This window comes from Nocardioides panacisoli (assembly GCF_019448235.1).
Lineage (GTDB): Bacteria > Actinomycetota > Actinomycetes > Propionibacteriales > Nocardioidaceae > Nocardioides > Nocardioides panacisoli_A.
In genome coordinates, this window is record NZ_CP080409.1 from 1,266,455 (window position 1) to 1,284,094 (window position 17,640).

The 17,640-nt window shown below is 73.1% G+C and carries 21 protein-coding genes; 3 read left to right on the forward strand and 18 right to left on the reverse strand.

Annotated elements, in window-relative coordinates; all coding sequences use genetic code 11:
- Positions 1–9: 9 nt before the first annotated feature.
- Entirely contained in the window at positions 10–756 is a 747-nt protein-coding gene (locus tag KUV85_RS06245; RefSeq protein WP_219962346.1) for a phosphoadenylyl-sulfate reductase, read from the forward strand.
- A 55-nt stretch (positions 757–811) separates the two neighbouring features.
- Positions 812–1,555 carry a sirohydrochlorin chelatase gene (locus tag KUV85_RS06250; protein WP_219962347.1) on the forward strand — a complete coding sequence of 248 codons (744 nt, stop codon included), beginning with the start codon at positions 812–814 and terminating at the stop codon, positions 1,553–1,555.
- A 4-nt stretch (positions 1,556–1,559) separates the two neighbouring features.
- Here the strand turns inward: KUV85_RS06250 and KUV85_RS06255 are convergent, their stop codons facing one another.
- From KUV85_RS06255 to KUV85_RS06305, 11 genes are all read right to left on the reverse strand, one after another.
- The gene (locus KUV85_RS06255; RefSeq protein ID WP_219962348.1) at positions 1,560–1,937 is read right to left on the reverse strand and encodes a DUF3037 domain-containing protein; all 378 of its coding nucleotides are present in this window, start codon (positions 1,935–1,937) and stop codon (positions 1,560–1,562) included.
- Entirely contained in the window at positions 1,934–2,707 is a 774-nt protein-coding gene (locus KUV85_RS06260; protein WP_219962349.1) for a HipA family kinase, read from the reverse strand. Before KUV85_RS06260 ends, KUV85_RS06255 begins: the two co-directional genes overlap by 4 nt.
- A 4-nt stretch (positions 2,708–2,711) precedes the next feature.
- Positions 2,712–3,551, reverse strand: a complete 840-nt coding sequence (locus KUV85_RS06265; RefSeq protein WP_219962350.1) for a polyphosphate kinase 2 family protein — start codon at positions 3,549–3,551, stop codon at positions 2,712–2,714.
- A gap of 13 nt (positions 3,552–3,564) precedes the next feature.
- Positions 3,565–4,185, reverse strand: a complete 621-nt coding sequence (locus KUV85_RS06270) for a regulatory protein RecX (RefSeq protein WP_219962351.1) — start codon at positions 4,183–4,185, stop codon at positions 3,565–3,567.
- Positions 4,169–5,218 (reverse strand): recombinase RecA, encoded by a 1,050-nt coding sequence (gene recA / locus KUV85_RS06275; RefSeq protein ID WP_219962352.1) that lies wholly within the window; start codon positions 5,216–5,218, stop codon positions 4,169–4,171. The genes KUV85_RS06270 and recA overlap by 17 nt, the downstream gene beginning before the upstream one ends.
- A gap of 196 nt (positions 5,219–5,414) precedes the next feature.
- Positions 5,415–6,692: an MFS transporter gene (locus KUV85_RS06280; RefSeq protein WP_219962353.1), complete on the reverse strand. Its 1,278-nt coding sequence runs from the start codon at positions 6,690–6,692 to the stop codon at positions 5,415–5,417.
- Positions 6,689–6,883, reverse strand: coding sequence for a DUF3046 domain-containing protein (locus tag KUV85_RS06285; protein ID WP_219962354.1), 195 nt, complete (start codon positions 6,881–6,883; stop codon positions 6,689–6,691). Before KUV85_RS06285 ends, KUV85_RS06280 begins: the two co-directional genes overlap by 4 nt.
- Positions 6,883–7,410: a DinB family protein gene (locus KUV85_RS06290; RefSeq protein WP_219962355.1), complete on the reverse strand. Its 528-nt coding sequence runs from the start codon at positions 7,408–7,410 to the stop codon at positions 6,883–6,885. The genes KUV85_RS06285 and KUV85_RS06290 overlap by 1 nt, the downstream gene beginning before the upstream one ends.
- A gap of 86 nt (positions 7,411–7,496) precedes the next feature.
- Positions 7,497–8,750 carry a YeeE/YedE family protein gene (locus KUV85_RS06295; protein ID WP_219962356.1) on the reverse strand — a complete coding sequence of 418 codons (1,254 nt, stop codon included), beginning with the start codon at positions 8,748–8,750 and terminating at the stop codon, positions 7,497–7,499.
- A 149-nt stretch (positions 8,751–8,899) separates the two neighbouring features.
- Positions 8,900–9,331: an ester cyclase gene (locus KUV85_RS06300; RefSeq protein ID WP_219962357.1), complete on the reverse strand. Its 432-nt coding sequence runs from the start codon at positions 9,329–9,331 to the stop codon at positions 8,900–8,902.
- 53 nt (positions 9,332–9,384) lie between these two features.
- Positions 9,385–10,233, reverse strand: coding sequence for an alpha/beta fold hydrolase (locus KUV85_RS06305; RefSeq protein ID WP_219962358.1), 849 nt, complete (start codon positions 10,231–10,233; stop codon positions 9,385–9,387).
- A 121-nt stretch (positions 10,234–10,354) separates the two neighbouring features.
- Between KUV85_RS06305 and KUV85_RS06310 the strand changes: the two genes are divergently transcribed.
- Positions 10,355–12,274 carry an alpha/beta fold hydrolase gene (locus KUV85_RS06310; protein WP_219962359.1) on the forward strand — a complete coding sequence of 640 codons (1,920 nt, stop codon included), beginning with the start codon at positions 10,355–10,357 and terminating at the stop codon, positions 12,272–12,274.
- A 16-nt stretch (positions 12,275–12,290) separates the two neighbouring features.
- Here KUV85_RS06310 and KUV85_RS06315 read toward each other — a convergent pair whose 3' ends face one another.
- The 7 genes from KUV85_RS06315 to KUV85_RS06345 are packed head-to-tail and all read right to left on the reverse strand — an operon-like array spanning position 12,291 to position 17,619.
- Positions 12,291–13,427 carry a sensor histidine kinase gene (locus tag KUV85_RS06315; protein ID WP_219962360.1) on the reverse strand — a complete coding sequence of 379 codons (1,137 nt, stop codon included), beginning with the start codon at positions 13,425–13,427 and terminating at the stop codon, positions 12,291–12,293.
- Positions 13,417–14,100, reverse strand: coding sequence for a response regulator transcription factor (locus tag KUV85_RS06320; protein ID WP_219962361.1), 684 nt, complete (start codon positions 14,098–14,100; stop codon positions 13,417–13,419). The genes KUV85_RS06315 and KUV85_RS06320 overlap by 11 nt, the downstream gene beginning before the upstream one ends.
- A complete protein-coding gene (locus tag KUV85_RS06325) occupies positions 14,078–14,536 on the reverse strand; it encodes a hypothetical protein (RefSeq protein ID WP_219962362.1) in 459 nt (152 codons plus the stop codon). The genes KUV85_RS06320 and KUV85_RS06325 overlap by 23 nt, the downstream gene beginning before the upstream one ends.
- Positions 14,533–15,672 (reverse strand): molybdopterin-dependent oxidoreductase, encoded by a 1,140-nt coding sequence (locus KUV85_RS06330; protein WP_219962363.1) that lies wholly within the window; start codon positions 15,670–15,672, stop codon positions 14,533–14,535. The genes KUV85_RS06325 and KUV85_RS06330 overlap by 4 nt, the downstream gene beginning before the upstream one ends.
- Positions 15,669–16,301 (reverse strand): class I SAM-dependent methyltransferase, encoded by a 633-nt coding sequence (locus KUV85_RS06335; protein ID WP_219962364.1) that lies wholly within the window; start codon positions 16,299–16,301, stop codon positions 15,669–15,671. Before KUV85_RS06335 ends, KUV85_RS06330 begins: the two co-directional genes overlap by 4 nt.
- Positions 16,298–16,948, reverse strand: coding sequence for a TIGR04282 family arsenosugar biosynthesis glycosyltransferase (locus KUV85_RS06340; protein WP_219962365.1), 651 nt, complete (start codon positions 16,946–16,948; stop codon positions 16,298–16,300). The genes KUV85_RS06335 and KUV85_RS06340 overlap by 4 nt, the downstream gene beginning before the upstream one ends.
- Positions 16,945–17,619 carry a glycosyltransferase gene (locus KUV85_RS06345; RefSeq protein ID WP_219962366.1) on the reverse strand — a complete coding sequence of 225 codons (675 nt, stop codon included), beginning with the start codon at positions 17,617–17,619 and terminating at the stop codon, positions 16,945–16,947. Before KUV85_RS06345 ends, KUV85_RS06340 begins: the two co-directional genes overlap by 4 nt.
- Between the last annotated feature and the right edge of the window lie 21 nt (positions 17,620–17,640).

The window sequence follows — 17,640 nt, forward strand, 5'->3', positions numbered from 1 at the left end:
GAGCATCGCATGACTGCGCCCGCGACCGAGGCAGCCCGCAACAACCGCGGCAGTCACCCCGGCGGCCGCTCCCCCGAGGAGCTGCGCGAGCTGGTGTCCCACTGGGGCGCCGAGCTCGAGCTGGCGCCGGCCGAGGTGATCATCGAGTGGGCGGCCGCCACGTTCGGCGACCGCTTCTGCGTGACGTCCTCCATGGCCGACGCCGTGCTGGCCGACCTCGCATCGAAGGTGGTGCCCGGGATCGACGTCGTCTTCCTCGACACCGGCTACCACTTCGCCGAGACCATCGGCACCCGCGACGCGGTCGAGGCGACCATGGACGTCAACCTGGTCAACGTCACGCCCGAGCAGAGCGTGGCCGAGCAGGACGCGGAGTACGGCAAGGACCTCTTCCGCCGCGATCCGGACCTGTGCTGCGCGCTGCGCAAGGTGGCGCCGCTGCGTGACGCGCTCGCCGGGTACGACGCCTGGGCGACCGGGCTGCGCCGCGCCGAGACGCACAACCGCGTGATCGCACCCGTCGTCGGCTGGGACGCGAAGAAGGCCAAGGTCAAGGTCTCTCCCCTGGCCCGCTGGACCGACCAGCAGGTCGACGACTACATCCGGGACAACGGTGTCCTGGTCAACCCGCTGACCTACGACGGCTATCCGTCGATCGGCTGCGCTCCCTGCACCCGCAGGGTCGCTCCGGGCGAGGATCCGCGCAGCGGGCGTTGGGCCGGCACCAACAAGACCGAGTGCGGGATCCACTCGTGAGCCGTCACGACCAGCTCCCCACTGCTCCCACCACCACCGAGAGGAGATCGCACTGATGGCCGCTCCTGCACTCATCTGCTTGGCGCACGGCAGTCGCGACACCCGGACCTCGAAGACCGTCACCGCCCTGGTCAAGGAGGTCAAGGCCCAGCGGCGCGACCTCCGCATCGAGCGGGCGTTCCTCGACCACTCCCGGCCGGCCTTCCAGGACGTGGTGGACCGCGTGGTGGCAGCGGGACACGAGGAGATCGTGGTCGTCCCGCTCCTGCTGACCCAGTTCGAGGAGTCCGGCGACCGCGTGACGGACGAGCTCGAGCGTGCCCAGGCACGACACGGCAGCCTGCGGATCCACACCACCGACGTGCTCGGTCTCGAGCCGCGGTTCCTCGAGGTGCTCGACGAGCGCATGCGCGCGGCGTTGAAGGACGCCCGGGTGCGTGAGCTGGACGCCCTGGTGCTCGCCGCGGCGGGCTCCACCGACCCGCTCGCCAACCAGGCCGTCGCCCGGCTGGCCCGGGTGTGGGGCGCCCACCACAGGCTGCCCGTGACCGCGGCGTACGCCTCCTCGGCGCCGCCCGCGACCGGCGAGGCGGTGCGCGCCTTCCGTGCCGAGGGCCGGCGCCACATCGCGGTCGCCTCGCTCTTCCTCGCGCCCGGTCCACTGGACGACCGGGCCCGTGAGCTCGCCCTCGAGGCCGGCGCCGTCGCGGTGTCGGAGCCGTTGGGGGCGCATCCCGAGATCGCCCGTGCGGTCCTGGCGCGCTACGCGGTGGGCGCCGTCGAACTCGTCCCGGTCTAGGCCCTCACCGCACCAGGCGGTCGGCCAGGCGTTCCAGCTCGGCGTCCGGGTCCGCGGTGAGTCCGCCGTGGACCGGGCCCGGCTGGACCACCGTGCTGCGCGGCGCCTTGAGGAAGCCGAAGCGCTGGGTGCGCGGACGCGCCGCCGCAGCGCCGCCACGGGCGTCGCCAGCGCACACGCCGTCGACGAAGTCCAGCGCATCGCACACGGACTCGACGTCGACGTCCGGGTCGAGCGCACGGAGCCGGGCGGCGTCGCACTGCCACACCACGTCGAGGAAGTCGGCCGCCTGGCAGTGCAGCACCACGGCGACGTTGACGAACTCCTCGCGATCCACCCGCGGGACGCACCGGAGCACGACGTACTCGTAGGCGTGGCTCATGCCGCCACCCCCGGCAGCCAGGCCGTGCTGTCGAGCCGTGCCAGCAGGAACGCGACGTACGCCGCCCGCAACGCGGCAGGGTCCTCCGCCCCGGGAACCGGCTCGAGCCAGGCATCGGGCACCTCGGCCAGGACCTCCTCGAAGACGGCCCGGTCGAGCCGACCACGCGCCTCCGCATCGATCCGCGGCAGCGCCTCGACCCGGTCGGCGAAGACGTGGTCGTCGATGCGCCACTCCTGGGCGGCGAAACGATCGGGGCTGCCGACGCCGCCGGACCACGCGTGGTGGAAGTAGAGCGCGGCACCGTGGTCGATGACCCACACCTCGCCGTGCCAGCGCAGCAGGTTGGGGTTGCGCCACGAGCGGTCGACGTTGGCACAGAACGCGTCGAGCCACAGCACCGTGGCACCGACGTCCGGGGTGCCCGCGGTGGCCCCAGGATCGCCGTCGAAGCCGAACGCGCCGGGCAGGAAGTCGATGCCGAGGTTGGGCCCGGCGCTGGCGTTGAGCAGGTCCTGCACCTCCTCGTCGGCCTCGAACCGGGCGATCTCCGGGTCGAGGTCGAGCACCGCGAGCCGTGGCGTGCGCAGCCCGAGCCTGGTGGCGATGCCGGCCACGATGACCTCCGCCACCAGCACGCGTGCGCCCTGTCCGGCACCACGGAACTTGCAGACGTAGGTGCCGAGGTCCTCGGCCTCGACCAGCCCGGGCAGCGAGCCACCCTCCCGCAGCGGGGTCACGTAACGGCGTACGGCCGTGGTGGTCAGCACCGGCTCACCCGAGTGGGTCCGCGTCGCGCAGCCGCCGCTGCTGCTCGGCGACGTCGAAGTCGGCCTCCGGCCAGGCGAGGTCCATCTCCCGCAGCGTGTCGACCAGGAGCCGTGCCACGGCCAGGTTGCGGTACCACTTGCGGTCGGCCGGGACGACGTACCACGGGGCGGCCTCGGTGTTGGTGCGCTCCAGCGCGATCTCGTAGGCCTCCTGGAACGCCGGCCAGAGGCTCCGGTCGTCGATGTCCCCGGGCTGGAACTTCCAGTGCTTGTCGGGCCGGTCGAGCCGCTTGGCGAGACGCTCCTTCTGCTCCGCCGCCGAGATGTGCAAGAGGCACTTCACGATCGTCGTGCCCGACGCCGCCACCCGCGCCTCGAAGTCGTTGATCGCCTCGTAGCGGCGTTCGATCTCCTCGGGCCCGGCCAGGGCGCGAACGCGACCGATCAGCACGTCCTCGTAGTGGGAGCGGTCGAAGACGCCGATGCGTCCCGGCTCGGGCAACTGCTGCTCGATGCGCCACAGGAAGTCGTGCTCGAGCTCCTCGGCCGTGGGCGGTCCGAACGCAGTGATGCTGACGCCCTGCGGGTCGACCAGGCCCATCGTGTGGCGCACCGTGCCGCCCTTGCCGGAGGTGTCCATCCCCTGCAGCACCAGCAGCACGCTGCGCCGGCCACCCGAACGGCCCTCGGCGAAGAGCTTCTCCTGCAGGTCGGCGAGCTCCGGGCCGAGCTCGGCGAGCTCCTCCTTGCCCTCGGACTTGCCGCCGTCGAAGTCGGGGGTCTCCTCGGTCGACAACGCCGACAGGTCCACCGGCCCGGGGGCCAGCCGCAACGGATGGGTCATGGCGCCCATCCCATCACTCGGTGGGTGGCTCGTCGACGTCGCCGTCCCGGCCGGCCGCGGCCAGCTCCTCGCGGACCACCCCGAAGGCAACGCCGGGACCGTAACCCTTGCGGGCCAGCATGCCCGCAAGCCGCCGGGTGGCCTTGACGTCGTCGACGTGGCGCACGGAGCCCAGCTTCCTGCGCACCAGGCGTCGCGCCGCCTCCTCCTCGTCATCGGGATCGACGTCGTCGAGCACGTGGCGTGCGGTGTCGTCGGCGATGCCCTTGCGCCGCAGCTCCTGGGCCAGGGCACGGCGGGCCAGTCCTCGCGAGCGTTGCCGGCTCTCCACCCACATCCGGGCGAAGGCCTCGTCGTCGACGAGGCCGACCTCCTCGAACCGGTCCAGGAGTCGCCTCGCCACCGTGTCCGGCACGTTGCGGCGCTGCAGCCGCTCGGCCAGCTCGGAGCGGCTGCGTGCCTGCCCGGTCAGCTGGTCGAGCAGGATCTTGCGGGCGACCTGCTCCTGGTCGGGTTCGGGGTCCTGCTCGGGTGGCACCTCGGCCTCCGGCGTGGGTTCGGCTCGGTCGCCGACCCACGCCCGGACACCGACGCGGACGTCACCGTCCCAGGACGGCTCAGAAGCTGTCGACACCGATCGGCTCGTCGGAGAGGTCGTCCTTGGCGTCCACCTGCGGCCCCACGCCGAGGTGCTCCAGGATCCGCTTCTCCAGCTCGTTGGCCAGGTCGGGGTTGTCGGCCAGGAACTGGCGGGCGTTCTCCTTGCCCTGGCCGAGCTGGTCGCCCTCGTAGGTGTACCAAGCGCCGGCCTTGCGGACCAGGCCCGCCTCGACACCGACGTCGATCAGGCCACCCTCGCGGCTGATGCCGCGGCCGTACATGATGTCGAACTCGGCCTGCTTGAACGGCGGCGCGACCTTGTTCTTGACGACCTTGACCCGGGTGCGGTTGCCGACCATGTCGGAGCCGTCCTTGAGGGTCTCGATGCGACGCACGTCCAGGCGCACCGAGGAGTAGAACTTCAGCGCCCGACCACCGGTGGTGGTCTCGGGGGACCCGAACATCACGCCGATCTTCTCGCGCAGCTGGTTGATGAAGATCGCCGTCGTGCCCGAGGCGTTGAGTCCGCTGGCCATCTTGCGCAGTGCCTGGCTCATCAGGCGGGCCTGGAGGCCGACGTGGCTGTCGCCCATCTCGCCCTCGATCTCGGCACGGGGCACCAGCGCCGCGACGGAGTCGATCACGATCAGGTCCAGGGCACCGGAGCGGATCAGCATGTCGGCGATCTCCAGCGCCTGCTCACCGGAGTCGGGCTGGGAGACCAACAGGGAATCCGTGTCCACCCCCAGTGCCTTCGCGTACTCCGGGTCCAGGGCGTGCTCGGCGTCGATGAAGGCCACGATGCCGCCACTTGCCTGGGCACTCGCGGCCGCGTGCAGCGCCACCGTGGTCTTACCGCTGGACTCGGGACCGTAGATCTCGACCACGCGGCCGCGGGGCAAGCCGCCCAGGCCGAGCGCGACGTCGAGGGCGATCGACCCGGTCGGGATCACTTCCAGCGGTGCGCGCGACTCGTCGCCCAACCGCATCACCGAGCCCTTGCCGTACTGCTTCTCGATGTTGAGCAGTGCGGTGTCGAGGGCCTTCTGCCGCTCATCACCAGCCATGGGGGTCTCCTTCTCGTGGAGTCTGTGGGTTGTTCTCGATCTCTCGCGGTGGACGCTAGCCGCGACCTCCGACACCAGCCGCACCGTTCGGTCCGGCAGGCGCTGACCTGTGGACGAACCGTCGGCCGTTGCCTGTGGAGGAGGTCGGTGCCGTTGCGACGTGCCCCAATCTAGACGAACACCTGTTCGAAGGCGATCAGGTGCGGCGGCGTGTCGCGTCACGGACCACGTACGCGCGCCACCCGCAGCCCACCACGCCCGCAGCGAGGGCCAGCGTCACCAGTGACAGCGTCGGGTAGTCGGCCACGCCGACCACCACCCCGGCCACGGCCCCGGCACCCGCCGCGGACAGCCCCATCGCCAGGTCGGAGGCGCCCTGGACGTCGGTGCGGGCCTCGGCCGGCGCGTGTGCGGCGACCATCGTGGAGGACGACACCATCGCCAGCGACCAGCCCAGGCCGAGCAGGAAGAGTCCGGTGGAGACCTGCCACGACGTGCCCTCCGGGGCGGCGGCGCACAGGACCAGGGACACCACGAGAACCACTCCCCCGGCACCGAGGACCGGGGCACCACCCACCCGGTCGACGAGGAGCCCGACGAGGGGTGAGAAGGCGAACATGCCCAGGACGTGGACGCTGATGACCAGCCCGATCACCTCGAGCCGCGAGCCGCCGTGCTCCATGTGCAGCGGTGTCATCACCATCACCCCGACCATCGAGGCGTGCGCGAGCGCGAGCCCGGCGACGGCGTACCCCAGGACGGGGCGCTGCCGCACCGCCGCGACGGCGCGGCCCAGCACCGTGCCCGTCACCACCGCGACGGCGCCGGCGTCGCGCTCCGCGGCCTGCGCGAGCCGCAACGGGTCCGGACGCAGCAGGGTGCCGACCACCAGCGCGGCCAGCAGCATGCCCATCGCCCCGAACGCGAACGGGCCGGTCAGGGCCGGGATGTCGACGGCTCGGGCGAAGGAGCCCGCCGGCCCGGTCAGGTTGGGGCCGAGCACCGCCCCGATCGTGGTCGCCCAGACCACCAGCGAGAGCGAGCGGCCGCGGGTCGCGTCGGTGGCGAGGTCGGTCGCGGCGTAGCGGGCGGCGCTGTTGGCCGACGTGCCGGCGCCGAGCATGACGGCACCGACGAGCAGCAGCACCATCGAGCCGACGACACCCGCGAGCACCATCAGCGCCCCACCGGCGCCGCCCACGAGGTAGCCGGTCACCAGCCCCGCACGCCGGCCGCGGGCCTGCATCAGCGGCGCCAGGAGGAACGAGATCACCGCCGCACCGAGCACCTGCGCGGTCTGGGCGAGGCCCGAGAGGGTCTCGGAGCCGGAGAGCTCACGGGCGAGCAGTGAGGCGGTGGCGATGCCGATCGTGATGCCGAGGGCGCCGACGGCCTGGGTCAGCACGAGCACCCGGACGGTGCGTCGGTGCACGCGTGCCCGCTCGACCGCGCCCGTGGGCGCGACGGCGGTCATCGCTCGGTCGCCGGCAGCTCCAGGGCGGGCCAGACGGCCGCCCACACCTGCTTGGGCGTCATGCCGGCCGCGAGTGCTTCCTTGACGGTGCGGTGCCCGAGGTCGCCGATGACGAACTGCTCGGCCCACACGCCGGCGTACCCGTCGCCCAGGTGGTGCTCCAGCCGGTCCCAGAACTCCGAGTGTCGCATCAGCCCACGTCCCACAGGTGGTGCACGACGTCGTGCAGGTGGTAGCGGCCCAGCCCGGCGAGCGTGAAGTGGCTGCCGTTGCTGCGCAGCCCCGTGCGTTCCCACGCCGTGGCGGGCACGGCGTCGTACGCCGCGGCGACCCGCTCGGCGGCCGCGGCCAACGACGGCAGCACCGCCTCGGGCGACTGCAGGTCGTAGCGGTCCACGACGGCCGCCTCGTCCTGGTCCCAGTTGTCGAAGCGGGCACCGTCCTCGGCCAGGACCTGCGCGACCCGGCCGGCGAAGACGCCGTGGACGTCGCGCACGTGGCAGGCGTACTCGGTGGGCGACCACGTCGTCGGCTCCGGGCGCGTCGTGGCGCCCGGGCGGCCGAGCACCTCCGGCCAGGCCGCGGCGTTGGCACGCACCTCCTCGCCCAGGTCCGCCACCGCTACGGCGGCGGCATCGAAGCCACAGTCGGGGCAGGGGCGGTCCAGCACCCAGGTCCAGTCCTTGGTGTCGGGCTCGTACGGCGGTGCGTCACTCACGGGCACCATCCTGCCAAGTCCGTGGCGTGGCCACGAGCGGGTCACGGCCATCGCTGCTCGAATGCCTGCCAGCCGAGCACCCGTCCTCAGCAGGCGGAGTCGGTGGCGCGGGGGTTGCCCAGCCCGAAGAGGGGCCGCAGCTTCAGTCCGACGAAGGTCCCGAGCAGCGCCACGACGCCCCAGATCCAGCCGTGCAGGCTGAAGGAGGCGATGCCGCCGAAGTAGGCGCCGATGTTGCAGCCGTAGGCGATCCGGGCGCCGTAGCCCATCAGGACACCGCCGATGACCGCCCCCAGCGCGAGGCGGCCGGGGATTCGACGATGCAGTGCCCAGCTGCCGGCCAGTCCGGTCGCGATGAGCGCGCCGAGGATGATGCCGAGGTCCATCACCGACGTGACATCGCCGAGCACCCCTGCCTCGTAGGAGGCCTGGTTGTCCTGCCAGTAGGACCAGCTGGTCACGTCCACCCCGACGAGGTCGAGGAGCTTGGAGCCCCACAGCGCGAACGCCGAGGTGATGCCCCACGGGGCACCGCGCAGGAGCAGGGTGAGCGCGTTGAGGCCGGCGAGCAGGAGCGCACCGACCCACAGCGGCCAGGTGCCCCGGAGGACGCGGGCGATGCCGGCCGCGTGGGGCGGTCGCCCGATGGGCGGGACCGTGCCGCGGCGCTGCAGGAGCACGGTGGCAGCGACGATCGCGCCGATGACCGTCAGCGAGATCAGCCAGGCGCCGGTGTAGCCGGCAGGCGTGTCGGCCAGGGAGACCGGTTCGGCGGCCGGGAGACCGTCCTCCCAGAACCCGAGGGTGCGGGCGCCGAGCACCGAGCCGCCGATGAACCCGCCCAGGGTCAGCACGATCGCGGACTGGCCGCTGCCGATGGCGAACAGGGTGCCGGAGGCACAGGCGCCCCCGATCTGCATCCCGGCGCCGAACAGCAGGGCGCCCACGACGACGCCCACTCCCAGCGGTGCGAGCGACGCACTCGGCGTCGGACCACCGAACGAGAGGCCGGTCGCCAGGATCGGCGCGAAGAGGGTGCACGCCACGGCCAGCATGAGCATGTGCGCGCGCAGACCGGCGCCCTGACGGACGGCGACCAGCTGCCGCCACGCGGAGGTGAAGCCGAACCGGGCGTGGAAGAGCACCACACCGAACGCCAGACCGACCGCGTAGAGGGCCGCGGTCGTCGGGCCGGAGGACGACCACACCAGACCGCCCAGCCCCAGGGCCGCGAGCACCCCGAGGACGACGACCCGCGGCTGCGGGGGCGCCGGCGGCTCGGGCTGTTGGTCGGCAGAGCGGGCCGACGGGGGTGGCTGCGTGGCAGCGGTCGTGGACACGGGTCCTCCCGAACGGGTCGGCGGGGTCAGTGGCGCGCCCCGGCCCTCACCGGGAGGTCTGGGCGCAACGGCGCCCAGCGCTCACTCATTCCTGGACCCATCCGATCCCAGCGCGTCGTGTTGCCCATCACCTGCCACGCCGGCGGACGTCACCCTGGAGCGGGGCCCAGGTCCTGGTCTCCCAGGACGCCGATCTGCTGCAGTCCCGACCCGGTGTCCACGATCTCCCACAGCTCCACGATCCGGCCACCCGAGAGCCGGGCGAAGAGCGCCTGGTCCACCCTGAGGTGGGCACCGGTGGGAGGCACACCGAGGAAGTGACCGGCGTGGATGCCGGTGACCAGCACCCGTGCCGCGACGGTCTCGCCGGCGGTGACCATCGACAGGACCCGGTGGCCGAGCCGGTCGAGCCCGTCGTGAGCGGTACGCCACGCCGCGACGTTGTCGGCGACGCCGAAGGTCGTCGCGCCACCCGGCGAGTGCGTCACGAGGTCGTCGTGGAGGAGATCGGCGAGGGCCGCGTAGTCCGCTGCGTCACCTGCGGCCAGGTAGCTCCGCACGACCTCGTCGATCGGCTGCACGGCCCCCTCCTCCGCGCCGGGGACGATCCGGCGCTCGCCACGATCATCGCCGACTAGCGAGCCTCCTGGCGTGCGACGCCGCGCAGGAACCGGTCGATCGTGGTCGCGACGAGGTCGGGTTCCAGCACGGGGAGCAGGTGGTCCGCACCCGCGACCCCGGTGTACTCGCACCAGGGGAACCACCCCTGGATCACCTCCCTCGCCGCCTGGAACACCGGACGCGTGCTCTCACCCACGACGAGGAGCACCGGGCAGCGCACGGCGGCCACCTGGTCGGCGGTGAGCCCCTCGGTCCACTCCATCCCCGGCAGGTCGGACTCGATGGCCATGGGCGCACCGTCCACCGAGTCGACGAACGCCGTCGGGGCGGCCCGGTCCATGCGTTCGCGCCACGCCGTCGCGAGGGTGGCGTCGTAGAACGCGGTCACGGCCTCCTCGACGTCGCCGGCGGCGTACCGGTCGGCCACCGGCGCGACGTCCGCCAGCCAGTCTGCGGCCGCAGGATGCGAGAACGGGGCCGGCGGCTCGAGCAGGCTGAGCGAGGCCACCCGGTCGGGACGATCCGCGGCGGCCGTCAGTGCGATGAGTGCACCCAGTGAGTGGCCGACGAGGTGTGCCGACTCGACGTCGAGACGGTCCAGGAGGCCCATCAGGTCGTGGGCGTGGTCGGAGAGCGTCATCGGTCGCACCGGTCGCGGGCGCGGGCTCTGGCCGTGGCCATGCCGGTGGTAGAGCACCCGCCGGTAGCCGGCGAGGGCGTCGGCCCGTTCGACGGGGGCCAACATGTCTGCGGCCCACCCGCCGTGGACCAGCACGACTGGCTCGCCGTCACCGCTCGTGCGGTGGGCCAGCTCGTGGTCGCCGATCGGGACGGTCTGCATCGGTTGGGTGGTGGTGGACATCGTGCTCTCCTCGGGTCGCCGGGACGGTCACCCGGTGGGCGCGACGTCGTACGTCGCACCGCGACGTGGGCCGTCGCGGGACGCCGAACGTGCCAAGATGGGGGTTCGGAGGGACACGGCCATGCAGCCACCGGAGACGCGCTACACCCGCGCCGGGGACGTCGAGATCGCCTTCCAGACGGTGGGAGGCGGCCCCGTCGACCTGGTCTGGGCGTTCGGGTTGATGACCCACCTCGAGGTGAAGTGGGAGGAGCCGTCCCTCGCCGCGATGCTCGAGGAGCTCTCGCGCTTCGCCCGGTTGATCCTCTTCGACCGGCGGGGATGTGGGCTCTCCGACCGCGGTGACCGCCATCTCGCACCGACGCTGGAGGAACGGGTCGAGGACGTCGTCGCGGTCCTGGACGCCGTGGGCTCCCACCGCGCCTCGATCTTCGGCGTGTCCGAGGGGTGTGCCCTGGCGGTGCTGTTCGCCTCCATGTACCCCGACCGGACGGGACGGCTGGTGCTCTACGGCGGTATCTCTCGGCTGCTGCGGGACGCGGACCACCCGTGGGGCCTGCTCGACGCCGAGCAGTACGACGCCGCCTTCGGCCCCGTCTTCCGCGACTGGGGCACCGCGCGGGGAGCAGCGGCCCACGTGCGGCTCATCGCGCCCTCGGCCGTCGAGGACCCCGACTACGTGGCCTGGTTCGCCCGGCAGCAGCGGCTCTCGCTCAGTCGTGACGCCGTGGTGCGCTTCATGGACACGGTGACCCGCTACGACCTCGACGAGGTCTATCCCGCGGTGCAGGTCCCGACGCTGGTCCTCCATCGGTCGCAGGACTCCATCGTCCCCTCCAGCAGCGCCGCGCACGTCGCACGCAGGATCCCGGGGGCCCGACTCGTCGAGCTGGAGGGTGTCGACCACCTGCCCTACGTGGGTGATGCCGCCTCGGTCGTGGCGGCCGTCCGGGACTTCCTCGGGGTCCCACGGGTGGCGGCGCCCGCCACCCGCCGCCTGGTGACGCTGCTCGCCACCGACGCCGAGGAGCCCGCCACGTCGGCGCTCGTCCGGCGTCACGCCCGCCGGTGGGGCGGCACGGAGGTCATCACCGCGTCGGGCACGTCAGCCATCCTCTTCGACTCGGCCTCACGCGCGGTGCGATGTGCTGCGGGGTTGGCCGAGGCCGCCCCGGAGCGCGGTGCCCGACTGGTGGTCGCGGTGCACACGGCCGAGTGCGAGGTCCGGGACGGCGCCGTGGCCGGACCCGCGTCCGCCGTTCCCGCCGCCCTGCTGCGCCATGGGCTCGCCGGTCGCGTCGTGGTCACCGGGACCGTCCGCGACGTGCTCCCCGGTTCGGGCATCGCGTTCACCGACGAACGGCGGGTGTCGTTGCCCGGGATCGTCGAGGCGCTCGTGGTGATGACGGTGGCACGGCCCGACGGGCGTGCCGCGTCGTCGACCACGCCACGGGAGGGGATGCAGCACGTCTTCCGACTCGACGGCGAGTACTGGACGGTGGCCTTCGAGGGTCGCGTCGTCACGCTGCGCGACAGCAAGGGCATGCACGACCTCGCAGCGCTGCTCGCCACGCCCGGGCGGGAACGACACGTCATCGACCTGTGGGCGGGGACGGCGTCGGCCGCTGCGGCGGGGCCGCCGGACGAGCCGGGGCTGCGGGTCGCCCGGACCGCAGCACCGATCCTCGACGCCGAGGCCCGCACCCGTTACCGGCGACGACTCCTCGAGCTCGAGGACGCCCTGACCCTGGCCGAGGAGCGGGCGGAGCCCTCCGCGCACCTCGCCGAGGAACGCGCGTGGCTGGTGCACGAGCTCGAGGCCGCCTACGGCCTCGGGGGACGCGCGCGGAGCGTCCCCGACGAGGTGGAGCGAGCCCGCAAGGCGGTCTACCGGCGCGTGGCCGACGCACTTCGCCGCATCGATCGTGCCCATCCGGTCCTCGGTCGCCACCTGCACCACGCCGTCCACACCGGGACCTACTGCAGCTACGCGCCCGAGCGCGACCTGCACTGGACGACCACCGGCGACCGACCGGGGTGACGCCGTACGGGGCCGGCTACGGCTGGCCGGACACCGGGGCCTCGAGCGGCAGGCGCACGAGGAACCGGCAGCCGGCGGCGACGTTCTCCACGCTGACCCTGCCGCGGTGGGCCTCGACGATGCCCTTGACGATGGCGAGCCCGATGCCCGAGCCGCGCTGTTCGCCGGGTTCGGGGGTGCGGGCCGCGCCGCCCTGCCAGGCGACGTCGAAGACGCGGGACTGCTCCTCGTCGGTGAGACCGCCGCACTGGTCGGTCACGGCGACCTCGATCCACTCCGGCGCCATCCGGCCGGTGACCTCGACGGCACCGTCGGAGGGCGTGTGCCGGATCGCGTTGATGACCAGGTTGGACAGCACCCGGGACAGCCCCGCAGGATCGGCGGTCACCTGCAGGCCCGGCTCGACCGAGCCGCCGACCCGCACCCGGCGGGCCATCGCGATCGGGTCGGCAGCGGCGAGGGACTCACTCACGACGTCGCCGAGGACGACCGGCTGCGGGTCGAGCCGCAGCACGCCCGCGTGGATGCGGGAGAGCTCGAAGAGGTCGTCGACCATGCGGACCATCCGGTCCACCTCGGCGCGGATCTGGGCGTGGTAGCGCTCCGGGTCGACGGCGATGCCGTCCTCGAGGGCCTCGGTCATCGCCCGCATGCCGGCCAGCGGCGTGCGCAGGTCGTGCGAGACCCACGAGATCAGCTCGCGGCGGGACTCCTCGAGCCGCTGCTCGCGGGTGCGGGCGGCCTCGAGGCGCTCCCGGGTGGCGGACAGCTCCTCCGACAGCGTGCGGAACTCCGCCGGGCCCCGCCCGTCGGGGACGTACGGCGCGCCGTCACCGACCTGGCGCACCTCCTGGCGCAACGCCTCGGACCAGGCCGCGAGGAACCGACCCACGACGAGGGCCACCAGCAGCGACACGACACCGGCGACGAGGGTGATCGTGGTGACCACCCCGAGGTCGGGGCGGGAGAGGAACATCCGCCAGGCCACGGCCAGCACACCTGCCAGGACGGCGGTGACCGCGACGAGTGCGACGAGCCCCAGTTGGAAGGCGAGCGAGCGGCGGCGTACGAGCCATCCCGCGCCCAGCCCGAGCACGCCGACCGCCAGTGCGGCGATCGCCGCCACCAGGGCGATCTCGACCTCAGGCTCCATCACTCTCCCATCGATAGCCGACGCCCCACACGGTCACGAGGCGACCCGGCCGCGTCGGGTCGTCCTCGACCTTCTCGCGCAGGCGTCGTACGTGCACGGTCACGGTGGAGCTGTCGCCGAACGACCAGCCCCACACCTCCTGCAGCAGGTCCTCCCGGGAGAACGCGGTGCCGGCGCGGGCGACGAGGAACCGTAGCAGGTCGAACTCACGGCTGGTGAGCGACAGTGCACGGCCGCCCAGCGTGGCCTCGTGGCGGCCCGCGTCGATGACGAGATCACCGTCGGTGACCACCTCGGGCAGCGCCGGCCCGGCCCCGGCGCGACGCAGGACCGAGTCCACCCGCAGCGCCAGCTCCCGCGGGCTGAAGGGCTTGACGACGTAGTCGTCGGCGCCGTGCTCGAGCCCAACGACGCGGTCGGCCTCGCCGCCCAGGGCGGTGAGCATGATGATCGGCACCTCGTTGTCGCGCCGCAGCCGCGTGCAGACCTCGAGCCCGTCGACGCCGGGCAGCATCAGGTCGAGCACGACCAGCTCGGCCGACCAGTCCGCCATGGTGCTCAGCGCGCTCTCGCCGTCGCCCACCTCGCGCACCTCGTGCTCGTGGGCGCGGAGGTAGGACACCACGACCTCCCGCACCGTCGGGTCGTCGTCAACGACGAGTACGCGTGCCATCGGCCTGCTCCTCTCCTGATCGACCCCGCACCGCCGGTCCGCGAGCACGGACCCACCCCACCACCGCCACCGTCAGCGCCGCGACGGCCACGAGGACGAGCCACGAGGCGAGGTAGGGGCGGTCGAGCAGCGTCGGGTTGTCCTCCAGCGCCCCGAACCGCCCCAGCACCGGGACCGCCAGCAGCGTCAGCGGCGCCAGGACCACCAGCGCCACCGTCGCCGGCAACCGCCACGGCGCCGCCAGCAGGCGGACCGCGACGAAGGCGACGGCGAGCGTCAGCGGCGCGAGCACGGCGTCGTGGAGCACGACACCGCCGACCAGCCAGGTGCCCGCCGAGAGGAGGTTGTCGCCGTCCTGCCGCGTCACCAGCACATAGCCGCCGTACGCCGCCACGAGGGTACCGAGCCCGATGAGCGCGATCCGCAGCGCGGTCATGCCGGCACCTCCAGCCGGGTGACCCACTTGGTCTGCAGCACGCCCGGACGGTTCGGGGCGATGACCCGTGCCGGGTAGCCGTGGTCGAGGTCCAGCGGCTCGCCGGCCAGGGCGAGCGCGAGCAGGGTGCGGTCGTCGGCGGCGAAGTTGCCCTGCAGGGTCGAGGCGCGGAACGGCCCGCTCTCCTGCAGCGAGATCACCTCGACGGTGCTCTCGGCGGGTGCACCGACCAGCTCCAGCAGGTCACGAACACGCGGGCCGGTCCACGCGCCCGTCGCACTCCAGCCCTCCACGCAGGCGATCGGCAGTTCCTCGGTGTGCTGCGGGAGGGCGAGCAGGTCCTCACGGCTCAGCGAGACCGTCGTGGCGCCGTACGCGACCTCGAGGCGGTAGTCCTCGGCGGTGGCCGTCTCGGTGACGCCGGCGGCCGCGGCGGACTTGTTGATCGGGACTCCCTGCGGGCCCTCGCCGGAGCGGACGGCGAACGCCGACACCTCCCGGAGCCAGCCCACGGTGTTGCCGGCGGTCGCGAGCACCGCGACGCCGGCCGCGGCCGCGGTCGTGCGCAGCAGGCCACGGCGGCTGAGGCCACCACCCTCGGTCGGCTCGGTGTCGGGGCGTTCGGCCCAGCCCTCGCGGACCAGGGCGAGCTTCACGCCGATGTGCACCAGCAGGGCGCCGATGGCCAGCCAGGCCGCGGCGTAGTGGGTGCGGCGGAAGGAGAACTCCCACGGGTACCACTGGGCGGCGTTCATCAGGCCGCTCGCGAGAAGGAAGACACCGGAGGCGACGAGGACCGCGATCGAGCCGCGCTCGAGGGCCTCCAGCGGCAGCCGTCGCGGCTCGCGGGGCGGACGCTGGAACAGCCGCGGGTAGACCAGCCACAGCTTCACCAGCAGCAGCGGGACGGCTGCCGTGCCACTGATCACGTGGAGCCCCTGGGTGACCTGGTAGCCCCAGGCCGGGCTGGTGGGGAACGGCACGGGTTGGTCGACGTTCTGCGCGTAGTGGCTCACCAGGCCGGTGAGGAAGCACAACCCGAAGCAGATGCCGAGCCAGGTGCCGACGCGCGCCGTGGTGGCCACCCCTCGCAGTCGCGAGGTGAAGTGCTCCGGAGCCGGCGCGCGGAGCTTCATGCCGGTACTTCCAACACCGCGCACCAGCGAGTCCCGTGGGCGTGGAGCGCGGTCAGCCCCAGGCCCGCCTCGGCACCGATCTCCTCAATGCCGTCGGCTCCGACGAAGGACCACGGGAAGGGTTCGCTGAACTCGCCGTCGCAGTCCAGCTGCAGGCTGACCGACTCGCTGGCGACGCCGGGCGCCTCGACCTCCACGACCACGCGGCCACCGGGGGCGAGCAGGGTACGCATGCGGCGCAGCAGCCCCACCGGGTCACCACCGATCCCGATGTTGCCGTCCACGAGGAGCGCCGTGCCCCAGCGGCCCTCACCCGGCAGGGTGTCGTGGAGGTCGCGGTGCAGCGCGACCCCGCCACGGCGCAGCGTGGTGGCCACGGCCTCGGAGACGGCGTCGACGCCCAGCGTGACGTGGCCGGCCTCGGCGAGTGCAGCCGTCATCCGGCCGGGGCCACAGCCCACGTCGATCGTGGGTCCCACGCAGTGGGCGAGGAACTCACGGTCCTGCTCGTCGGCGTCGCGCAGCCACTCCCCCATCGGGAGCACCATGCGCTCGTCGCCGGGCCCGATGACGGCGACCGATTCACCCTGGAGGGCACGGGCGAAGTTCTCAGCGGCGACGGGGCTCATCGCACGACCACCCCCGACCAGCAGCGGGCGAAGTGGCTGTCCGGCGCGTCGGCGGCCACCGCGTCGGCGTCGGCGACGTGGTCGACGTCGCGCAGCTCGACCGTGTCCCCGACCGTCAACGCCTCACCACGCAGCGCGGCGAGGGTCGCGTCGTGGGTCTCCTCGCTCGACATCGGCACGTGTGGCAGCACCCGGGCCGGGGCGGCGTCACGCAGGGCGAGCACCCACCACCCGCCGTCGACGGCACGGCCGAGCACCGCGTCGTGGGTGTCGAGCCCGGTCGCCACGTCGCGGAGCAGCGGAGCGGTGACCTGCGGGGTGTCCATGCCGACCTGGACGCGCGGCCCGGCGACATCGGCGTGGGCGGCGGCGAGACGCTCGCCGAGACCGTCGCCACGCTGCGGCGTGACGTGCCAGCCCTCGAGCGCAGCGCGCAGCTCATCACCGCGGACGGCGTCGGCCAGGTCACCCGCCAGCGCCACGTGGCAGTGGTCCGGACCTACCGCCTCGGCACAGGCCTCCAGCGTGTCCAGCAGCGATGCCGCCGCCACCTCGGCGGCGACCTCCATCCCGACGTCGGCCCCCAGCCTGGTCTTGACCCGACCGGGCACCGGTGCCTTGGCGATCACCAGCATCCGGGCGCTCATGCGGCACGCTCGCCCTCGGACAGCACCCGGGCGAAGTCCCGGGCAGCGCGGACGGTGCCACGCACCGAGCCGGACACCTTCGACCGCGTGCCCTCGGCGCGCGGGTGGTAGGCGACGTCGTGCTCGGCGATCCGCCAGCCCGCGCGCGTCGCCTTCTGCAGCAGCTCCACCGGGTAGCCGAAGCGACGGTCCGTCACGCGGAGGCCCTCGAGGTCGGCCAGCCGGCACACCCGGATCGGGGCGATGTCGTGGACGGTCAGGGCGGCGCGGCGACGCAACCAGGCCAGGACCAGGCGGTTGCCCAGGCGGGCGTGCCAGGGCCAGACGCCGCGGCGTACCGGACGGCGGCGACCGACTGCCATCTCCGCGCGGCCTGCGGTCACCTCGGCCAGCAGCGGGAGCAGGTCATCGGGGTCGAACGAGCCGTCCCCGTCCATCACCGCGAGGTACTCCGCCGTCGCGGCGCCGATGCCGGCGGCCACGGCAGCGCCGTAGCCGGGCTGGTGCTCGGTGACAACCCGCGCGCCCAGTCGGCGCGCCACCGTCGCGGTGTCGTCGGTGGAGCCGTTGTCGGCCACGATCACCGCGAACTCAGCGGGAATGCGGGGCAACAGTGCCTCGAGAGCAGGTGCCTCGTCCCGACACGGGAGCACCAGATCACAGATCGCCATCCCACCATTGTCGCCGGTCCG